Origin of the sequence: Ruminococcus sp., from assembly GCF_019417665.1 — a bacterium.
Lineage (GTDB): Bacteria > Bacillota > Clostridia > Oscillospirales > Ruminococcaceae > Ruminococcus_C.
This window is the reverse complement of sequence record NZ_DXUU01000049.1, coordinates 1-19,400: the sequence shown is the minus strand read 5'-3', so window position 1 is coordinate 19,400 and position 19,400 is coordinate 1. Positions and strand designations below refer to the sequence as shown.

Here is a 19,400-nt window from a genome sequence, read left to right as displayed (position 1 = left end):
GAGCTTTGATGCGTATGATTTTTAGTTCATATATCATCGTGTCGGTACACTAGTTATGTCATATCGGGTATTCGGCAAGGTATTAACGCATATATCCGTCAGAACAACAGTTATATTCCTTTGTCTATGCAGTTTTCCAAAATCGTACAGATAATAAAAGCCGAAAAGGAAAAATACAGTTCGGAATCATATTACTCTATGTCGAGAAAAATAAGCGAGGTAACAATGTTTAATCTGAAAGAAGTGCAATTGGCGCTTTTTTATACAGAAACTCCTATGTCTTATGAAGAATATTGCAAAAACAATGAATATATTGGCTATGACGGAGAAAAATATTTGATTGAACGTGTTTATAATGCTCAGGCAAGAAAAATTCTTGAAAATGCCATTAAAAGCCTTACGGAAAGGGAAAAGGAAATTATTCAATTAAAATATGGATTAGGCTCACAGGGGCGGTATACTGTGAAGGAAATAGCTGATATGTATTATATTGATAAAGAGCGGATAAGAAGCATTGAGGATAAAGCACTCCGAAAACTAAAATACAAACAAGAAATTAAAATGCTTTGGCAGTTGTAAATATTATGTTTTTTCAATATAATGCAATTGAAATATGCAAATAAAGGTGGCATATATTAGAATGTGTTCACCAACTCACATTGGGCGATTCAGGTGTTTATGGAAAAAGTCCCGGTTTTGTCAGAGGTTGTTTATTCTGATTGGAGAACAAAAACTTATGCCATAAACACTGTATAAAAATTCTATTGACAGGGGCAAATAAATCTACTATAATAAGGGTATCATTGATAATTTACTGCATCAGATATGCAGTTTTTCAAACTGAAAGGACTTGGCAGCTATGAAAAAGCAGGTTTATAATCCATTTCTTCCGATTTATGAATGTATCCCTGACGGAGAGCCTCATGTATTCGGGGACAGGATATATCTCTATGGCTCTCATGATAAAGAGGGCGGCGAAACTTTCTGTATGCAGGATTATACTGTCTATTCTGCACCCATCGATGATCTTTCCAATTGGCGCTGTGAGGGAACCATTTACCGTGCTGATCAGGATCCGGCATATCCCACTGCCCGGAAATATATGTATGCGCCAGATGTTGTCAGAGGAAATGATGGAAGATACTACCTTTATTATTGTATGTCCGGCAGGGATGGCGTAGGCGGCTATTATGGTCCCATCAGCGTAGCGGTCAGTGATACACCAGCAGGCGCATATCGGTATCTTGGCTTTGTCCACTGGCCAGACGGCAGCCCTATGCTGAAATACATCTGTTTTGATCCCGGCGTCATCAACGATAACGGTACGATCCGCATTTATTACGGCACACAGTTTCCTCACGAAGAAGCCCCGGATTTCCGTACGAATGAGGTACTGATCCAGGACGAGGTAAAGCAATTCCACAAAACCAGGGAAGAAATCCTGAACACACCGGAAAGCGTCATGGGACCATGTATGGTAGTCGTAGAAGATGACATGCTCACTGTACGGGAAGCGCCGAAGCATATTATTCCATATAAAACAAGGGGGACAAGTTTTGAAGAGCATCCTTTTTTTGAAGCAAGCTCTATCCGCAAAGTAGGGGATACCTACTATTTTATCTATTCTTCCTGGAAAAATCATGAGCTATGCTATGCCACCAGCAAATATCCTGACCGTGACTTTACCTTCGGCGGCACCATTGTCTCCAACGGTGATGTGGGATATGAGGGCAGAGAGGAAAAGGATCGCCTGAATATGACAGGTACAACCCATGGCAGCATCGAAAAGATCAACGGGCAATGGTATGTATTCTACCATCGTCTGACCCATAAATCTGATTATAGCCGACAAGCATGTGCAGAAAAGATCGCCATCCAGCCAGACGGTTCCATTGCGCAGGTAGAGATCACCTCCTGTGGTTTGAACGATGGACCGCTCAAGGCAGAGGGCACCTATCCTGCAGTCATTGCCTGCAATATCACCAATGGACACATGCCCCACGGTTCCAACAAAATTTATACGGACAGCTTTCCCAATGTAACTCACTGCGGCGAAGATCGGTTTATCGCTGAGATCCAGTCAGGTACTATGTTGGGATACAAATATTTCAGCTTTTCAGGCGCAAAAAGTCTCGGTGTACAGTTGAAAGGCACTGGAACTGGCACACTGACTGCCTATAATGCCATAGGCGGTAATGTTATTGCGGAAATTCCAGTAATGCCCTCGGAAACATGGACCACAAGCACAGCATCTTTGAGTATTAGTGATGGTGTATATCCGCTTTACCTCATTTATTCCGGCACTGGTCAGATCGCGGTGAAAGAAATTCAGTTTGCATAATGCAAAAAGGATTGGGGAGGAATATACGTGATTTGTAAAACAATACAGGAACTGATCGAATATGGCATTCAGGAGGAACTTCTGACCAAGGACGATAGTATCTATATACGTAATCAGCTTATGGATCTGCTTCATCTTTCCGCATGGGAAGAATCATCTGTATCTGCCGCAAACCGATCTTTGGACGAAATCCTGGATGAACTGGTCACTTATGCCTGCGAGCAGGGTATTATCGCTGAAACAAATGCCGCAAAAGATCTGTTTGATACCAGGATCATGGGACTTTTTACAGCCATGCCACACGATGTTATCCGCCGGTTTTCCTCGGCTTACCAGAACAGCCCCGAAGCTGCAACAAACTGGTATTACAAATACAGTCAAGATACAAACTATGTTCGTGCCGGTAGAATTTCCAGAGATATCCGCTGGACATATACATGTGAATATGGCACGCTGGATATCACCATCAACCGTTCCAAACCGGAAAAAGACCCACGGGATATTGCCGCTGCCAGAAATCAGCCAAAGACAGCGTATCCGGCGTGTCAGCTCTGTATGGAAAACACAGGATTTGCCGGTACTCAGACTCATCCTGCGAGACAAAATCTTCGCCCCATCCCCATTCAAGTGAACGGCGAAGCTTGGGCATTGCAATATTCACCTTACGGTTATTATAATGAACATTGCATTGTATTTAACCAGAAGCATATTCCTATGAAGATCGATGCAGCGGTATTTGAAAAGCTCTTTGATGTTCTGGATCTTTTGCCTCATTACTTTATCGGTTCCAACGCAGATCTTCCCATCGTCGGTGGTTCCATCCTCAGCCATGAGCATTTCCAGGGCGGACATTACACTTTTGCCATGGAAAAAGCCTCAGTGGAAAAGTCATTTTTGCTGCCGGATTTCCCGGAAGTTCAGGCCGGCATCGTCAAATGGCCTATGTCTGTCATCCGTCTGCAAAGTGAAAATCGCACTGCATTAGCGAGGGCATGTAATCGCATCCTGATGGCATGGCGTCAATACAGTGATCCCGAAGCCGGGATCTTCGCCGAAACTGACGGCACGCCCCATAATACCATCACCCCTATTGCCAGAATGCACGGCAGACTGTATGAATGTGACCTGGTGCTTCGGAACAATTTGGTAACAACGGACAGACCACTAGGCGTATTCCATCCGAATCCAACTCTGCACCACATTAAAAAAGAAAACATCGGATTGATCGAGGTTATGGGACTTGCAGTTCTTCCGGCACGTCTTGCTACAGAACTGCCTCTTCTGGAAAAGGCACTTTATACAGATATGCAATTTCAGAAAGATGACCCTATCGCTTGTCATGCAGAGTGGATCGCAACGTTGAAAGAGTGTTATCCTGATGCAAATGAACAGATTGCTGGCGAGATTATCCGAAAGGAGATCGGCGCTGTTTTTGAGAAGGTCCTCTTGGATGCCAGCGTTTTTAAACGAGATGAAAACGGAAAACAGCATTTCGCACGATTTGTGGATATCCTTAAACAAAAGGCTGAATAAAGCTGCGATAAAAATTCTGCTCGAAAATTTGCACACATGTATTATGTGAACATGCTCTAGAAATATTGTTTATAAGATGCTGCTCGGTGCGGCATCTTTTTGCATTGCAATTTCGCCAAAAATAAATCGCATTGCAAGAAAAAACTGTTGACTTTCCTGTAAAAATGCCTTATAATATAATGAGTATAATTGAATATCAACTATTTACTCAATTAGGAAAGGAACTTTGATATGATACGAAAGCAACACAGAAAAAAACGGCTGATCTCTTTATTGATCAGCGGTGCAATGCTCGCAGGTATATGCAGCAGTATCGCACCATCTGTTGTCAGCGCTGCTGATGAAGAGGCAAACTTTGCACGTGCACTGCAATATTCCATCTATTTCTATGACGGCAATATGTGCGGTACCGGTGTTAGTGAAAATGATCGCTATAACTGGAGAGGTGACTGTCATACCTACGATGCACAGGTAGAAATGAATAGCACTGCCACCAATCTGAGCGAGAGCTTTTTGACACAATACAAAGACATCTTAGATCCGGACGGAGATGGTTATATTGATGTTTCCGGCGGTTTCCATGATGCCGGTGACCACGTAAAATTCGGTATGCCGGAAAACTATTCTGCCGCTACATTGGGATGGGGATATTATGAATTCCGGGATTCTTATGCCAAAACCGAACAAGATGACCATATTGAAACCATTCTGCGTTACTTTAATGACTATTTAATGAAGTGTACATTCCGGGATAAAAATGGTGATGTCATTGCCCATTGTTATCAGGTGGGTGACGGTGATATTGATCATGCTTACTGGAATGCACCGGAACTGGACGGTATGGCTCGCCCGGCATTTTTCCTGACAGAAGAAAAGCCTCAGACTGACTATGTGGCTTCTGCGGCAGCCTCTCTTGCTATTAACTATCTGAATTTCAAAGATACTGATCCGGAATATGCAGAAAAATCTCTGGACTATGCGCTTGCACTGTTCAATTTCGCTGAAACACATGAGAAACAGCTCAGTGATAATGCGGACGGTCCGAAAAGCTACTATGTTTCTTCAAAATGGGAAGATGACTACTGCTGGGCAGCTGCATGGCTGTATAAGATCACCGGAGATCATCACTACCTGGAAGAGATCTTCCCTTATTACGACTACTACGCTGCACCGTGCTATGTATACTGCTGGAACGACATGTGGGGCGGTGTGCAATGTATTCTGGGTGAGATCACTAGCGAACAGTATCCGAATTTCATTGACGAATATAAGGAAGCAGCAGGGAAGAGTCCTTATGAAGAAATGGACTGTTGGGGTTCCGTTGCTGAAGCTATCAACAAATATATGACCGGCGGCGTAGGAACTATTACACCGGCTGGATATTTCTGGCTGAATACCTGGGGCTCTGCAAGATATAATACTGCTGCACAGCTTATGGCATTGGTCTATGACAAATATAACAACAACGGTCAGCCTTCTAAATTCAGCGAGTGGGCGAAGGGTCAGATGGAATATATCCTGGGGGATAATCCGCTGAATCGGCCTTATGTCGTTGGTTATAACGAAAACGCAGCAAAATTCCCACACCATCGTGCCTCCTCTGGTCTGACAAAGTGTGAGGATACCGATGAACAGCGCTATGTACTGTACGGTGCTCTTGTGGGCGGTCCGGATGCCCAAGATCAGCACAACGATGTTACTGCTGACTGGATCTATAACGAAGTTACCATTGACTATAACGCTGCATTCGTAGGCGCTTGTGCAGGTCTGTATGAGTACTATGGAACTGACAGTATGGAGATCACACCAGATTTTCCGCCCAAGGAAGATACCAGTGGTGATTCCGGCGGAAATGATTTCTGGGTAGACGCTTATGCGGTAGATGATATCCAGACCAGTGGTGCCGGTGTAACTAAGCTGGCAATCCAAATGCGTACAAATTCCACGACTCCAAAAGAAGATCTCTCCATGCGGTATTATTTCAACATCGAGGAATTCAACGACAAATCCAATATCAGTCTGGTGACCGGTTCAGAGCTTTACGACCAGGCGAGCGTAGAAGCAGCACCGGCTGATGGCATCATTTCTGGACCGTATCAATATGATGCAAGTTTTGATCCGAATATTTATTATGTCGAAGTCAAGTGGGACGGCTATAAAATTGCAAACTCCAACAAAAAGTATCAGTTTACCGTTGGTTTCTACTATGGTGATACTTGGGATCCCACCAATGACTGGAGCTATCAGGGAATTACAAAGTGTAAGGATACTTATCAAGATGGCTCTGAGACACGAACAGATTATATCTGCGTCTACTCTGACGGTGTGTTAGTGGGCGGTATTGAACCGAATGGAACAAAGCCGGAGGAAACAACACCGTCTGAAACGACCACAACTACGCAATCTGTTACCACAACCACCACTACGGTTACTACAACTGGTTCTTCAAATGAGACAACCATATCTCAGACAGAAACCTCTCTTTCCCAGCAAACAGAAAACTCCACAATTTCTTCAGAAAATACAACAGAAGCCACTGTAAAATCCACTGAAAACAGTACTGCTGAACCTGTACCTGACGGTGCGCTTTACGGTGATGTTAATTTGGATGGCAGAGTGGATATCACAGATGCTGTACTGTTGAATAAGGCGGCTGCCGGTGCAGTAAAGCTCAGCGAAAAGGCATCCATCAATGCAGACTGCACTGCCAATGGAGAACTTGGCACAGACGATGCCATTGCGCTGCTGAAGTTCCTGGTACACCTGATCAATTCACTTCCGTCCGCATCATAAGCATAACATAAAGGAATATCTATGAAACAAAAAGAAACATCAAATTCCGGCAATTTTCAGGAAGTGCTCGACATTCTGCGAAAGCGGAAGTTCGGGCGGCTGTTTGCCGGAGATACTGAAAATACACTGATCCAGTTTTTCCGCTACTGTTTTGTGGGCGGCGGTGCGACCATTATAGACTGGGGATTGTCAACACTATTGTTTTTCCTGGTATTTGATCAGCAATTCGCTGTTCTGGCAAATGGACTTTCTTTCGTTGCAGGTTTGCTGGCAAACTACTTTCTCAGTACTTTCTGGATTTTTCGCACATCGAAAATGCAGTCCCGGCTGACAGAATTTCTGGCATTTGCCGCCATTGGCGTGGTGGGGTTGCTTTTGACGCTGGGTATCACAAAGTTATTTGAATGTACCTTGGCTGACATCACCAGCGCATATCAGATTATGGGCAAAGTGGTCTCCACTATCGTGGCATTCCTGTGGAATTTCTTTGCACGGAAATATCTGCTTTTTAGCAAAAAATGATTCTCCATGGAAAGGTGTGATTCTTATGAAAATGACCTTTATCGGTGCGACTCATGAAGTCACTGGCAGCTGCACCTATTTGGAAGTCTGCGGCAGACGTATTCTGGTGGACTTTGGTATGGAACAGGGGAGAGATACTTATGAAAATGTCAAGATTCCCTGTGCGCCGGGAAATATTGACTATGTCCTGCTGACCCATGCACATATTGACCATTCCGGTCTTTTGCCGCTGCTTTATGCTGGAGGATTTTCCGGCGAGATCCATGCAACTGCTGCTACAGTTTCTCTTTGTGAGATCATGCTCCGGGACAGTGCACATATCCAGGAATTTGAGGCAGAGTGGCGCAACCGCAAGGCAATGCGCAAGGGCGGTGATCCATATGTGCCGCTGTATACCATGAAAGAGGCACTGGGCGCACTGGAATTATTCATTCCTCATCCATACGAAGAACGGTTCACGCTGTTTCCGGGCATGGAGGTTCGTTTTGTGGACGCAGGGCATCTCCTGGGATCTTCTAGCATTGAACTATGGCTCACGGAAAATGGTGTAACCAAAAAGCTGGTCTTTTCCGGTGATATCGGCAATCTCAATCAGCCATTGATTCGTGATCCTCAGGTACCTCAGGAAGCGGACTATGTAATCATGGAATCCACCTATGGCAATCGGCTTCACGAAAAGCCAAAGGGCTACCTTCCCGGGCTGGTTCAGGTGCTGCGAGATACCTTTTCCAGGGGCGGCAGTGTCATTATTCCATCCTTTGCCGTAGGCCGCACCCAGGAAATGCTCTATTATTTCAAACAGATCAAAGATGAAAATCTGCTGCCGGAATTCGGAGATTTTCCCATTTATATGGACAGTCCTCTGGCAATTGAAGCAACAGAGATCTTTATGCGCAACAAAGAAAGCTGCTTTGATGAAGAAGCGCTTGCCTATGTGCAGCGCGGAGAAAACCCTATTGGTGTTTCTGGGCTGATTCCGGCAGTAACAAGTGACGCATCTAAGGCAATCAATGCCGATAAACGTCCCAAGGTCATTCTTTCTGCCAGCGGTATGTGCGAAGCCGGACGTATCAAGCATCATCTCAAGCATAATCTCTGGAAACCGGAAAATACAATTTTATTTGTGGGCTATCAGGCGGAAGGCTCTTTGGGCAGACACATTGTAGAAGGTGCAAAAACTGTAACATTGTTTGGTGAAACGGTACAGGTAAGTGCGCAGATCGTTCAGCTTCAGGGTATGAGCGGTCATGCGGATCAAAAGGGATTACTTTCCTGGGTCAATGCCATTCACGGTGTACAAAAGGTATTCGTCATTCACGGGGCAGCAGAATCTGCGGATGCTTTTCGGGATAAACTTTGGTTGGGTTATGGACTGGATGCCTATGCGCCTTACAGCGGCGCAGAATTTGATATTGCAACGGGCAGGATCACTTTGGATGCCCAGCCTGTTCCCATTGCACAAAAACCACGACGCAGTGCAATGACTTACGATAGACTGGCACAGACGCTGGATCGGTTGACCGCACTGGTACAGAACAGCCGTGGGCTTTCCAATAAGGAACTGGCAAAAATGGCAGATCAGCTGGGTGAACTTTGCTCGAAATGGGAACGGAGGTAACCACTTATGTATGAACAAAACGAAGTCCTGCATGCACTGTGCACCCGGCGAAGTGTTCGCAGCTATGACAGCACAAAGCCTGTGGAACGGGAAAAGCTGGAGGCAATCCTCACAGCAGGGCAGTATGCGCCTACCGGACGGAATCGTATGTCAACAAAATTTGTAGTCGTACAAGAATCAGAACTATTGCACCGCCTTTCCCAAATGAATGCTGCTATTCTAGGAACGGACAGTGACCCCTTTTATGGCGCACCAGTAGCTGTGGTGGTACTGGCAAATTCTACCATATCTACATGGGTAGAGGATGGTAGTCTTGCCATTGGCGCTATGCTGAATGCGACATATGCGCTGGGATTGGGAAGCTGTTGGATCCATCGGGCACGGGAAATCTTCGACAGTGAAGAGGGAAAAGCACTCTTGCAACAGTGGCATATCCCGGAGGAATACCGTGGTGTGGGATTCTGTGTAATGGGCTATGCTGATGGCGCATTGCCGGAACCTGTGCCAAGAAAAAAAGAGCAAATCTATTGGAAGTGATTCGATAGATGAAATAGCATAATGCGATGAAAACGGTTTGGATATCCGTTCCGGTATCCAGATCGTTTTATTATTATATGAAAAAATACAAATTTGCAGGAGGATTATTCATGTCCAAACAAATATTGATTATAGACGACGATGCGGATCTGTCTTTTATTATATCCGAAATGCTGGAAAGCTATGGATACAACGTTACTTGGGCAGAGAATAGCGAAACTGCTTTTGCACTGCTTTCTGAGAATTGCTATCACCTGATCCTACTGGACATCAATTTGCCTGGTACCACTGGTTTTGCCCTATGTCAGGAACTGCGCCGTGTTTCCACTGTACCTGTGATCTTTGCAAGTGCTCGTACCAGCGAAACCGACCGTATCACTGGCTTTGATATCGGCGGTGATGATTATCTGCCGAAACCTTATTCCATGAAAGAACTGCTTTCGAGAGTCAACGCATTGATCCGGCGCACCTATGGATTCGGGGAACAGGAAAAAATTGTGACATTTGGCAATATTTCCGTAAATCTCACAGCACGGACTGTCACCAAAAATGGAGAGAACGTATCTCTTTCCCTGCGGGAATTTGATCTGCTGGCTTACTTCTGTGAGCATCCTAACGCTGCTATTCCCAAGGAACAGCTCTTGTCTGAGGTCTGGGGTGCCTTTTCCATGGTAGAACCATCCACACTGACGGTACATATCCGCTGGCTCCGGGAAAAACTGGAGGACGATCCGGCGAAACCCGTCTACCTCAAAACCATTTTTAAAGTAGGATATCTGTTGGAGGTGCCTCATGAAAAATAGACTGATCCGGATTACCATTTGTTTCTCTGTTGTAATACTGCTTGTCACAAGCGTATTGTATCTCTCCGGCGTTCGGGCAAATTCACATGATACCAGGGCAGAACAAATCATCGCAGTCAATGAAATTGAACAGCTTGCTAGATCAGGTGACTCAGAAATACTTGCGGAACAATCCGCTGCCTTAACAGAAAGCATTCGCTCGGCGCAGGCAGCATCCAACGGAAACCGGTATCTTTTTCTTTTGTGCGGCATTTGTATCACATTTTTTGCCGTTGTGTTCGGCTATGTTTATTTTGCAATACTGCGTCCTTTTGAGAAGATGCAGCAGTTTGCCCAGAAGATTGCCCAGGGTAATTTTGATGTGCCTCTGAATTATGAGCGTTCTAACTATTTCGGTGCATTCACATGGGCATTTGACAGTATGCGCCGAGAAATCACAAAGGCACGCTCTTGCGAACGGGAGGCCATTGAGAATAGCAAAACAGTCATTGCCACCCTGTCCCATGATATCAAAACGCCAATTTCCTCTATTCGTGCTTATGCAGAAGGACTGGAGGCAAATATGGACAGCACACCGGAAAAACGAGAGAAGTACCTTCGGGTTATTATGAAAAAATGCGATGAAGTCTCACGCTTGACAACCGATCTATTCCTGCATTCGCTGTCCGATCTGGACAAACTGAAGATCAGCTCTGAGAGATTTGAACTTTGTAGATTTATCGAAAATGCTGTGGAGGAAATTGCTGCGGAACAGAATGATGTGCAATTCCAGAAGCCGGCATTTACGGCAATGGTTTCTGCTGATAAGAATCGTGTCATGCAGATCACGGAGAATCTCATCAACAATGCCAGAAAGTATGCAAGGTCCGATATCGATGTATTTCTCACTCAGTCGGACGGCAATGCAGAAATTCACTTTCGGGACTACGGAAAGGGAATTCCCGACGAGGATATGCCGTTTATTTTCGACAAGTTCTACCGAGGCAAAAACTGCGGAAATGAACAAGGCTCCGGACTGGGGCTTTATATTGTAAAGTATCTTGCGGAACATATGCAGGGAAAGATCTTACTGCACAATCATGCGAACGGGCTGGAGGCTATCATCAGTCTGCCGATAATTCTTCAGAGTTCTTAAGGACTTCTTAATATCTTTTCTGATAGAATAGAGATAATCTCAGAAAAAAGGAGCAGATCTATGAAAAATACGATTCTATCGGCAAAGGGACTTTGCAAAAGTTTTGCCCACAACGGCGGTCAGATTCACATTCTTTCTCACGTGGACTTCCAGCTTTATGAGGGTGATTTCACCGTGATTATGGGCGCATCCGGTTCGGGAAAATCCACCCTGCTCTATGCTCTCAGCGGTATGGACAGGGCAACTGCCGGAGAGGTGATCTATCACGGGGACAATCTGGTGACCATGCCTGAAAAAGGACTTGCCAAACTGCGTCACACAGATTTCGGCTTTATCTTTCAACAGATGCATCTGGTCAGCAATCTTACACTGTTCGAAAATATCGCCGTGCCGGGTTATCTCAACAAAGGCAAGTCTGCCGCAGAAGTGAAAACGAGAGCAGAACAGTTGCTGGAGCAGATGAGTATTTCCCATATCAAGACTCATCTGCCGTCCCAGGTCTCCGGCGGAGAACAGCAGCGGTGCGCTATTGCAAGAGCGGTCATCAATAGTCCGAAGCTGCTCTTTGCAGATGAACCCACAGGCGCATTGAACCGAAGAAACACTACCGAGGTTTTGAATCTATTGACAGAATTGAACCAGTCAGGACAGAGCATTCTCATGGTGACCCATGATATGCGTGCTGCCCTGAGAGCCACCCGGATCCTCTATCTGGAGGACGGTAAGATCATCGGGGAACTGCCCCTGCCACCTTATAGTTCCGATGAGGAAAAGAGCCGTGAGACACAGGTCAACGCATGGCTGTCCTCTATGGAATGGTGAGGTGGAATATGGAGATTTTAACCTTATTGAAAGCAAATATCCGCCGAAAAAAGGGAACTTTTCTCAGCATCCTGCTGCTGACAGCCATTATTGTCACTGTGACCACAACTGTTTTCAGCGTCCAGGACAACTATAACAGCGCTCTTGACAATGCCATGACTTATGCCGACTGCGGCGAAGTAAATGCAGGTATCAGAACAGATAAATTGACAGATAAAACACGTCAATCAATAGAGCAGAGTGAGCTGGTAGCACGTGTGGATTATCTTCAGGGAATCTGCACAAATGGCACTACTATCGGAGAATATTCTGAAAATAATGCCTATTTTATGATGGAGATGACAGATAAGATCAAGCTGTTCAATGCAAAAGAGGATGACTTTGAAACATCTGTACCGGCACTTCAGGATGGCGAGGTCTATCTTCCCCTTGGTCTGAAATATAAGCTGCAATGCGATGTGGGAGATACGGTTCATGTCGATTTGATCGAAGACCAGTCCGCAGAATTTACCATTAAGGGCTTTGTGCAGGAGCCGTCATTGGGTTCCATGATGATCGGCTTCAAATATATTTTCATTAGCCATGCGGACTTTGAAGCCATCTATGCTCAGTGCAAGCCTTTTGAAACTGATGATATGTATTCAGATATTACCATAGTTCAGATCCATCAAGGGGAAGATTCTACTCTGTCTGTTGCACAGTTTCAGCGGCAGCTCAATCAGGAGACCAAAATTGTAGACCTTTCATGGGCTACGTTGAATCAGGCGCAATCTCTTCAATACAGTACTCTGCTGCCAGATATGCTGCTGGATGTGGTACTGGTATTTGCCATATTCCTCTTTGTCACAGTTCTCATTGTCATGAGTCACAGCATCGGTACAGAAATCGAAATCGACTACACCACACTCGGCGTTCTGAAAGCCCAGGGTTTCTCCAAAGGAAAGATCCGGGTTCTCATTCTGATGCAATATGTGATCGCAGAAGTACTGGGAATCTTTGTGGGCTGTTTTACAGCAATTCCTATTGAACGAAGTATCAGCAGTATCTGCCAGTATGTCACGGCCGTTCTGCCGGAAAAAAATATTTCCATCGGCAAAGCCCTGCTGTTCGCTGTAATCATGCTGCTGGCTTCTATATTGCTCATTTGGATAAAGACCAGAAAAGTCGCAGCGATTTCTCCTGTACGGGCGATTTCGGGAGGCAGGGAAGAGATCTTCTTTGACAGCCGTTTGAATCTGCCTATCCAGAAAAAATGTCTGTCCGGAAGCCTTTCTCTTCGGCAGTTTACTTCTGCAAAAAAGCGCTATCTGGGCACTATCTTGATTACGGCGATCCTTACATTCTGCATGGTCACCATCAATCTCACGGGCATCATGCTCTCCTCCCGAACAGCATTAGATTCCATGGGAATGACTATTCCGGATATCAATGTGACACTTCTGGATTCAAACAACAGCTGCAATCTGGATGCAATTGATGATATTGTAATGTCGCATACGGAAATCAAGAAGAAAAACTGCGAGTTCTTTCAATACATGTCCGTCAACGGCGAAAATCTACACTGCAATATCATTGAAAATCCAGAGTACACCTGTATCTTAAAGGGCAGAGCTGCAATTTATGACAATGAGATCCTGATCACAGAAATGGTTGCTGACACGCTGGATATACACATGGGGGATGAGGTGACCGTTACTGCAGGGGAAGAAGAGGAACATTATCTCATATCCGGTATTTTTCAGGTGACGAATGACGCTGGCATGGTATTTGCCATGAATTTTGAAGGTGCCCAGAGGCTTAATATTGATACAAACAAAAATTATCGATATTATCTCATTGCAGATGAGGCAAAGGCACAGGCAATTGCAGACGAAATCAAGGAAACCTATGGTGAAGATATCAGTGTAGAAGTTTATCATGAAGATACCTATTCCGAAATGCAGCTGTTCAACATGATTGTCATGAGCCTAAAGATAGTCATTTATGCATTTTCCATTCTGTTTGCCTTTGTTGTCGTCCGGATAGTCTGTTCCAAAGCCTTTATTCAGGAGCGCACCGATATTGGCATTTACAAGGCAATTGGATTTACATCAAACCGGCTGCGGTTGGGATTTGCCATCCGATTCTTGATTGTTGCTGTCATTGGTTCACTTCTGGGAATGCTTCTGAGCATCTTGTTCTCTGCAAAGATTCTATCGCTGCTATTCAGCTTCATGGGAATATCCAGAGTAATGCTGGAATATACAGCGATTTCTGTATTGATTCCCATCGGTGCAATTTGCCTGAGTTGCTTTGTGTTTGCATTTTTTACTTCACGAAAAATCAAAAAGGTCGCTGTCAGAGAATTGGTTGTTGAGTAATGCAAATTTTAGAACTTATTCTTAAGAAAAATTTACCGAAAGGATGTACACAAAATCCTATGAGAACAAGTTCTATTGTAATCCATGGTAAATAAAACACAAAAAGCCACATCTGGTTCTTTTCTTGAACCGGATGCGGCTTTTTATTTGGGAGTTATATTAGCTCCCTTCGCTATTTTTGCTTAATTCAGAAAGCGTGAATTAAAGATCAGTTCACTGCATCTTATAGGCGTCGATCATCTTCTTGACCATCTGACCGCCAATAGAACCAGCCTCACGTGCGGTCAGGTCACCGTTATAACCCTGCTTCAGAGTTACGCCGACTTCGCTGGCAGACTCCATCTTGAACCGTTCCATTGCTTCTTTGCCCTTCTGCGTAAATTCGCCCTTCATAATTTATTCTCCTTTTTAATCATAATTTACGTGTGCGGCGAACCGAAAGCACCTGAGAGATGCGTCGTACCTTTGTCGCCGCACTAGTAGTATAACGCAAATCCGAATTTCTATCACAGGTAGTTTTTTCGAGTTTTTTGTGCAAGGCTTTGGCTGCGCTGGAAAACACGATCAGAGCCTGTTTATATTCTGCTCATCTGATACGCAATCTTTGTGTGGTATTACTATAAAAATGAGCAAACATATTTTGGAATTTTTCAATAAGACAGCTGCTTGAATTTATGTGAACACGTTCTAATTTCCCCCACGGAAATCAATTTTTGAAATTGTACACAAAAATAAAATCAGTATCAAAGCTGTAAAACTATATTTGACAGAGCAAGCAAGTTATTTTTTAAGAAAATCGGACAATACGATTCATGCAAATTGCCGAAAAATCATCTGAAAATTGATTTGCGTGCATTATTTCAGCTTTCTATTGACAAAACGAACAAAATATGTTATAATAGCTAAAAAAGTATATTGTTTATTGATTCGAGTCGTTTATTCTATATAAATATGCCCCCAAAGGAGAATAACTATGAATAGTAAGAAATCCATTATTAGAAGTTTGCTGAGTTGTGCCCTCTCTGTCGTCCTTATAAGTAATATTATTTTGTTGTTTCCTGTTTCGGCAGAGGAAACGTTGAAAGATTCTGGTCTGAACTATACTGAGAGCACTATTTACGATCTCGGTTCGTGTGACAGCGGATATACCTCCGCAATCTGGATCAAAGCCCAACCGGGAAAAAACTGGACAACAAGTGTGACTGGATATTCACTGTTGTTGATTGGTATCGGTGGTTACTCCTCCGCAATGAACGATGATGGCGTTGACTACGACTTTGACGAGATTTTCTTTACAAGCCTTGAGGCAACCCTGCAAAGTGCTCGTTCAAATGGGACGACAGTGGGACTGCGCTTCCGCTATGATGACAACGGAACAACCAATCCAGAACCTGCCGAATTTTCTCAGGTTTTGCGCCATATCAAGCAAATCGGTAAGAGCGGACTTCTTGAAAAGTATGAGGATGCTATTTCATTTGTTGAAACCGGTTTTGTGGGAAGCTGGGGAGAGCAGTGGGGCGGCAAATACACTTCTTTGGAACACAAGGCACAGGTTCTTGACGAATTCCTGAACATTACGCCCGACAGTATTCCCGTATTGGTACGGACACCGAATACATTTCGTCAGTGGCTTTCCGATTATTGCGGCATAACTGCAACAGCGGCGGATATGAGCTATACAATAAACGATCCTGACCTTGCTGCAAAAGCGAAGCGTGTAGGACTGTACAACGACGGCTATATGGGTTCTGACAGTGATCTTGGAACATACTCAGACCGTGCAGGGGAAACCGCATGGCTTTCAGAAGCGCCCTCATACGGCGGAGAATTTTCCGGAAGTGACGAATGGCGACTGAAATATACCACCTGGCAGCCAGAAAGCGCTCTTGCCGAGATGTATTATACCAATCTTCTGAGAATTAACGGAAATATATACAAGTCGCGTACTGTAAACACTGTATATTCCACGGCAGCGGAGGCTCAGGATCGTCTTGCAGAAATCGATGCGCTTTATGAAACGTGTGGACTCGGTGATTACGATTATGCAGGTACGGTGACTCAAAGCGACAGCGGCTATACTGCCAGCTGGAAGTGGATAGGATATGACGATTTTGTTTTTAATGAAGAGCTTGATGAAAAGCTTGGGGTTTCCTGCGATAACAGTGCGTTTTACGGTGAAACCGTGTGGCAGTTCATTCGTGCGCACCTTGGATATCGTTATGTTTTGCGTTCAAGTGCTCTTACTGCGGCTTCCGAAGCAGGAGGCGTTTTCAATATGGAATTTTCTGTAGAAAATACTGGATTTTCCGAGGCGCCAAAGGATAAAGAGGTAGAGGTTCTTCTCTCTGACGGTGTGGTTACTTATACATATACGACTGATTTAAATGCACGGTGTTGGAAGTCAGCAACGCTGAACGAGGAAAAGCTGGCACTTACCTTGCCTGAAACAATGCATGGCGGTGAGTGGAATGTATATCTGCGAATTTCTAATATAAATTCAGATGCGGCGGATGACATGCTGTACTGTACACGCTTCGCTAATGAAGACTTGAAGTATGATGATACGCTTTGCGCAAACTATATGGGAACAGTTACAATCTCCGGCGAGGTTGATCCTGAAAAGGAAATCACGAAGGATTCACGTTCGGCAGGCTATTATATGGATGCACAAGCGATAGATGTTGATGAAACAGAAACTGTAAATTTACTTGACAAAACCTATACATTCAGCGAAGACGGTCATAATGGCTTTACGTTCCTTTATAAGATAGAGGGAATTCACGAGGAAATTCAATTAGGAAACTGGTATGCTTCATTTAGCGGGACCACAACAGGGTACAGCAGTGCCTATACAACATACGGACTAAATATCCGCAATCAGCAGCTTACCGAGGATGGCTATTATGCTCTGCATGTTCCGTTTTTCGGATGCGCTTTCAATTGTCAGGAGGCATCTGTAGGAGGAAGTACAACGCTTAGCACGTTTAGCTTCAATGACAGCCGCAATTACTGGAGTGAGGATACCTATACGCTTCTTGGAAAAAATGAAGGCGTTCAGATAACGCCCATTGCATTTGTTGAGGGTGGCCCCGAGGGGTATCATGTTACTTACCACCTTGAAGAAGGCGATGTCAGTTATAGCGGAAGCTATGGATTCACGGACACGCTTTCTCAATCTATTTCAAATGTATCGGCAGTAACGGCTCTTTCTCTCCTTGATAGAGATTGCCCTGAGCAGCATGCTGATGAGGACGGGCATATTTACAAACTGCTGGGCTTTACAACGAAAAAGGGTGATAAAAGCTGTATCATCAGCGAAGACTTTATCGCCATTGGAAATGTAGATCTATATCCTTTTTACGAGATTGACAGGTTTGCAACGAATCTGAATGATACCAGAGAAGTACTTATAAACGGAGCGGATAGCCAGGGTGTACACTATATTCTTGACAATGCGACCATGACCGCTGCTGTGGGGGACGGAAGTGATTGGGAAAACAACAGCGGCTTCGGAACAGATGGCAGTATCGTTATTCCTGCGTATGTTACAAGCGGCGGAAAAACCTATATGGTAATGTCAATCAGCGATAATGCGTTCGGTTCAAATACAGCTGTCAAGGATGTGACAGTTCCTGCTTGTGTTGCATACATCGGTGAGAATGCGTTCTATTCGGGAACGGTGCTTTATGTGTATGAAAACAGTAGGACATCGGCTCAACTCGTTGGCAGAGAATACAGTGTCGTTTATCTGAAAATGCCGTTTATATCTGGAGATGTTAATGCAGACGGAGCATTTAACACCGCAGATATTGTCATGATGCAGAAATGGCTTCTGAATATTGGTAGTCTTATAGACTGGAAGGCCGGTGATTTGTGCGAGGATCAGGTCATTAATGGCTTTGATTTGTGTATCATGAAGCAGAAACTGATTGAGAATATTTAAAATCTATCTTTACAAGAAATGTGTATTGAGCAGAGAGTAGCAATTTCTCTGATTGAAAATGATATAATGATACAAAATCAGTCGCAGAATAAAACCTGCGACTGATTTTTGTGCAGCGACCTTGGTTCAAGTCACGTACATAATGTACCACGAAATGGTGTCAATGGCAAGTGCTGGAGCCGATCTTGTTGGTATATCCATTGCAGAATAAGTCATACTAAATTGGAAAACAAATACAAACGGAGGACGGAAAATGCAGCAAAAAGACTATTTTAAAGGCTGGTATTTCAAGTGCAGTAATGAAAATGAAATCATCGCATTTATCCCGGCTTTTCACAAGAATCATCATCAAGAAACTATTTCTTTTGAATGATTTACCCTCCGAGTAAGCTTGATTATTATATCATAGGAGAAAAAAGGTTTGTCGAGGAGTAATTTCAAATTTTTATAGTTTTGATTGTTTCGTCTTGATTTTCTTTACCATTGCACACTTTTCTGAAAAGTGTGGTATAATGGTTTAAGTACATAAACCTATGAACGGAGGCGCAGCATGAATCAGTGTGCAGAAGGACGTCAGGCACTTGCAAATGAATTTTCAGAATGCAGAAAAGCTATTATTGCACTGGGTGATGAAACAAGGCAAAGCATCATCATGACGCTGCTGCAAAGCGAAAAGGTTGGACTTCGTGTAGGTGAAATCACTGAAAAAACACACCTTTCACGACCTGCGGTTTCTCATCATTTACAGATTCTGAAAGATGCAAAGATTGTGGCAATGCGTCGGAAGGGTACTATGAATTTCTACTATATGAGCGCAGACGAAACAGAATGGAGCAAATTGAAAAGGCTGATAGATCATATTGATGAGATCATTCATTGTGCCTCAGCACAGAATTATCCGGACAATCATCTCGGAGAAGATGAAAACTGAATATTTATTATAAGAGCCTGTTTAGTATCTTTTAAGAATAATGCGGATAAAAGCGAGGGAAA

The 19,400-nt window shown here is 44.1% G+C and carries 14 protein-coding genes; 13 read left to right on the top strand and 1 reads right to left on the bottom strand.

What is annotated here, in order from left to right:
- The first annotated feature begins 30 nt into the window (after window positions 1-30).
- From QZ375_RS11395 to QZ375_RS11345, 11 genes are all read left to right on the top strand, one after another.
- Window positions 31-579, top strand: coding sequence for a sigma-70 family RNA polymerase sigma factor (locus tag QZ375_RS11395; protein ID WP_365728983.1), 549 nt, complete (start codon window positions 31-33; stop codon window positions 577-579).
- A 280-nt stretch (window positions 580-859) separates the two neighbouring features.
- Window positions 860-2,341 (top strand): family 43 glycosylhydrolase, encoded by a 1,482-nt coding sequence (locus QZ375_RS11390; RefSeq protein WP_295219271.1) that lies wholly within the window; start codon window positions 860-862, stop codon window positions 2,339-2,341.
- A 27-nt stretch (window positions 2,342-2,368) separates the two neighbouring features.
- Entirely contained in the window at window positions 2,369-3,874 is a 1,506-nt protein-coding gene (locus QZ375_RS11385; RefSeq protein WP_295219269.1) for a UDP-glucose--hexose-1-phosphate uridylyltransferase, read from the top strand.
- Window positions 3,875-4,105: 231 nt separating this feature from the next.
- On the top strand, window positions 4,106-6,667 hold the full coding sequence (locus QZ375_RS11380) for a glycoside hydrolase family 9 protein (RefSeq protein ID WP_295219267.1): 2,562 nt from the start codon (window positions 4,106-4,108) through the stop codon (window positions 6,665-6,667).
- 21 nt (window positions 6,668-6,688) lie between these two features.
- Window positions 6,689-7,189 (top strand): GtrA family protein, encoded by a 501-nt coding sequence (locus QZ375_RS11375; protein ID WP_295219265.1) that lies wholly within the window; start codon window positions 6,689-6,691, stop codon window positions 7,187-7,189.
- 25 nt (window positions 7,190-7,214) lie between these two features.
- On the top strand, window positions 7,215-8,807 hold the full coding sequence (locus QZ375_RS11370; protein WP_295219263.1) for an MBL fold metallo-hydrolase: 1,593 nt from the start codon (window positions 7,215-7,217) through the stop codon (window positions 8,805-8,807).
- A 6-nt stretch (window positions 8,808-8,813) separates the two neighbouring features.
- Entirely contained in the window at window positions 8,814-9,344 is a 531-nt protein-coding gene (locus QZ375_RS11365; RefSeq protein WP_295219261.1) for a nitroreductase family protein, read from the top strand.
- A 110-nt stretch (window positions 9,345-9,454) separates the two neighbouring features.
- On the top strand, window positions 9,455-10,147 hold the full coding sequence (locus QZ375_RS11360; protein WP_295219258.1) for a response regulator transcription factor: 693 nt from the start codon (window positions 9,455-9,457) through the stop codon (window positions 10,145-10,147).
- Window positions 10,137-11,282: a HAMP domain-containing sensor histidine kinase gene (locus QZ375_RS11355; RefSeq protein WP_295219256.1), complete on the top strand. Its 1,146-nt coding sequence runs from the start codon at window positions 10,137-10,139 to the stop codon at window positions 11,280-11,282. Before QZ375_RS11360 ends, QZ375_RS11355 begins: the two co-directional genes overlap by 11 nt.
- Before the next feature lie 60 nt (window positions 11,283-11,342).
- Window positions 11,343-12,104: an ABC transporter ATP-binding protein gene (locus QZ375_RS11350; protein ID WP_295219254.1), complete on the top strand. Its 762-nt coding sequence runs from the start codon at window positions 11,343-11,345 to the stop codon at window positions 12,102-12,104.
- A gap of 8 nt (window positions 12,105-12,112) precedes the next feature.
- A complete protein-coding gene (locus tag QZ375_RS11345; protein WP_295219252.1) occupies window positions 12,113-14,464 on the top strand; it encodes an FtsX-like permease family protein in 2,352 nt (783 codons plus the stop codon).
- 213 nt (window positions 14,465-14,677) lie between these two features.
- Here the strand turns inward: QZ375_RS11345 and QZ375_RS11340 are convergent, their stop codons facing one another.
- Window positions 14,678-14,857 (bottom strand): alpha/beta-type small acid-soluble spore protein, encoded by a 180-nt coding sequence (locus QZ375_RS11340; RefSeq protein ID WP_022411517.1) that lies wholly within the window; start codon window positions 14,855-14,857, stop codon window positions 14,678-14,680.
- A 580-nt stretch (window positions 14,858-15,437) separates the two neighbouring features.
- Between QZ375_RS11340 and QZ375_RS11335 the strand changes: the two genes are divergently transcribed.
- Together QZ375_RS11335 and QZ375_RS11330 are read left to right on the top strand one after the other, a co-directional pair.
- The gene (locus QZ375_RS11335) at window positions 15,438-18,407 is read left to right on the top strand and encodes a DUF4832 domain-containing protein (RefSeq protein ID WP_295219250.1); all 2,970 of its coding nucleotides are present in this window, start codon (window positions 15,438-15,440) and stop codon (window positions 18,405-18,407) included.
- A gap of 550 nt (window positions 18,408-18,957) precedes the next feature.
- Window positions 18,958-19,338: a metalloregulator ArsR/SmtB family transcription factor gene (locus QZ375_RS11330; protein WP_295219248.1), complete on the top strand. Its 381-nt coding sequence runs from the start codon at window positions 18,958-18,960 to the stop codon at window positions 19,336-19,338.
- Window positions 19,339-19,400: the final 62 nt, after the last annotated feature.

Bases quoted from the DNA above. Each gene is read 5' to 3' on its own strand.
- QZ375_RS11390 (WP_295219271.1), top strand. From the start codon at position 860: ATGAAAAAGCAGGTTTATAATCCATTTCTTCCGATTTATGAATGTATC.
- QZ375_RS11380 (WP_295219267.1), top strand. From the start codon at position 4,106: ATGATACGAAAGCAACACAGAAAAAAACGGCTGATCTCTTTATTGATC.
- QZ375_RS11375 (WP_295219265.1), top strand. From the start codon at position 6,689: ATGAAACAAAAAGAAACATCAAATTCCGGCAATTTTCAGGAAGTGCTC.
- QZ375_RS11370 (WP_295219263.1), top strand. From the start codon at position 7,215: ATGAAAATGACCTTTATCGGTGCGACTCATGAAGTCACTGGCAGCTGC.
- QZ375_RS11365 (WP_295219261.1), top strand. From the start codon at position 8,814: ATGTATGAACAAAACGAAGTCCTGCATGCACTGTGCACCCGGCGAAGT.
- QZ375_RS11360 (WP_295219258.1), top strand. From the start codon at position 9,455: ATGTCCAAACAAATATTGATTATAGACGACGATGCGGATCTGTCTTTT.
- QZ375_RS11355 (WP_295219256.1), top strand. From the start codon at position 10,137: ATGAAAAATAGACTGATCCGGATTACCATTTGTTTCTCTGTTGTAATA.
- QZ375_RS11350 (WP_295219254.1), top strand. From the start codon at position 11,343: ATGAAAAATACGATTCTATCGGCAAAGGGACTTTGCAAAAGTTTTGCC.
- QZ375_RS11345 (WP_295219252.1), top strand. From the start codon at position 12,113: ATGGAGATTTTAACCTTATTGAAAGCAAATATCCGCCGAAAAAAGGGA.
- QZ375_RS11340 (WP_022411517.1), bottom strand. From the start codon at position 14,857: ATGAAGGGCGAATTTACGCAGAAGGGCAAAGAAGCAATGGAACGGTTC.
- QZ375_RS11335 (WP_295219250.1), top strand. From the start codon at position 15,438: ATGAATAGTAAGAAATCCATTATTAGAAGTTTGCTGAGTTGTGCCCTC.
- QZ375_RS11330 (WP_295219248.1), top strand. From the start codon at position 18,958: ATGAATCAGTGTGCAGAAGGACGTCAGGCACTTGCAAATGAATTTTCA.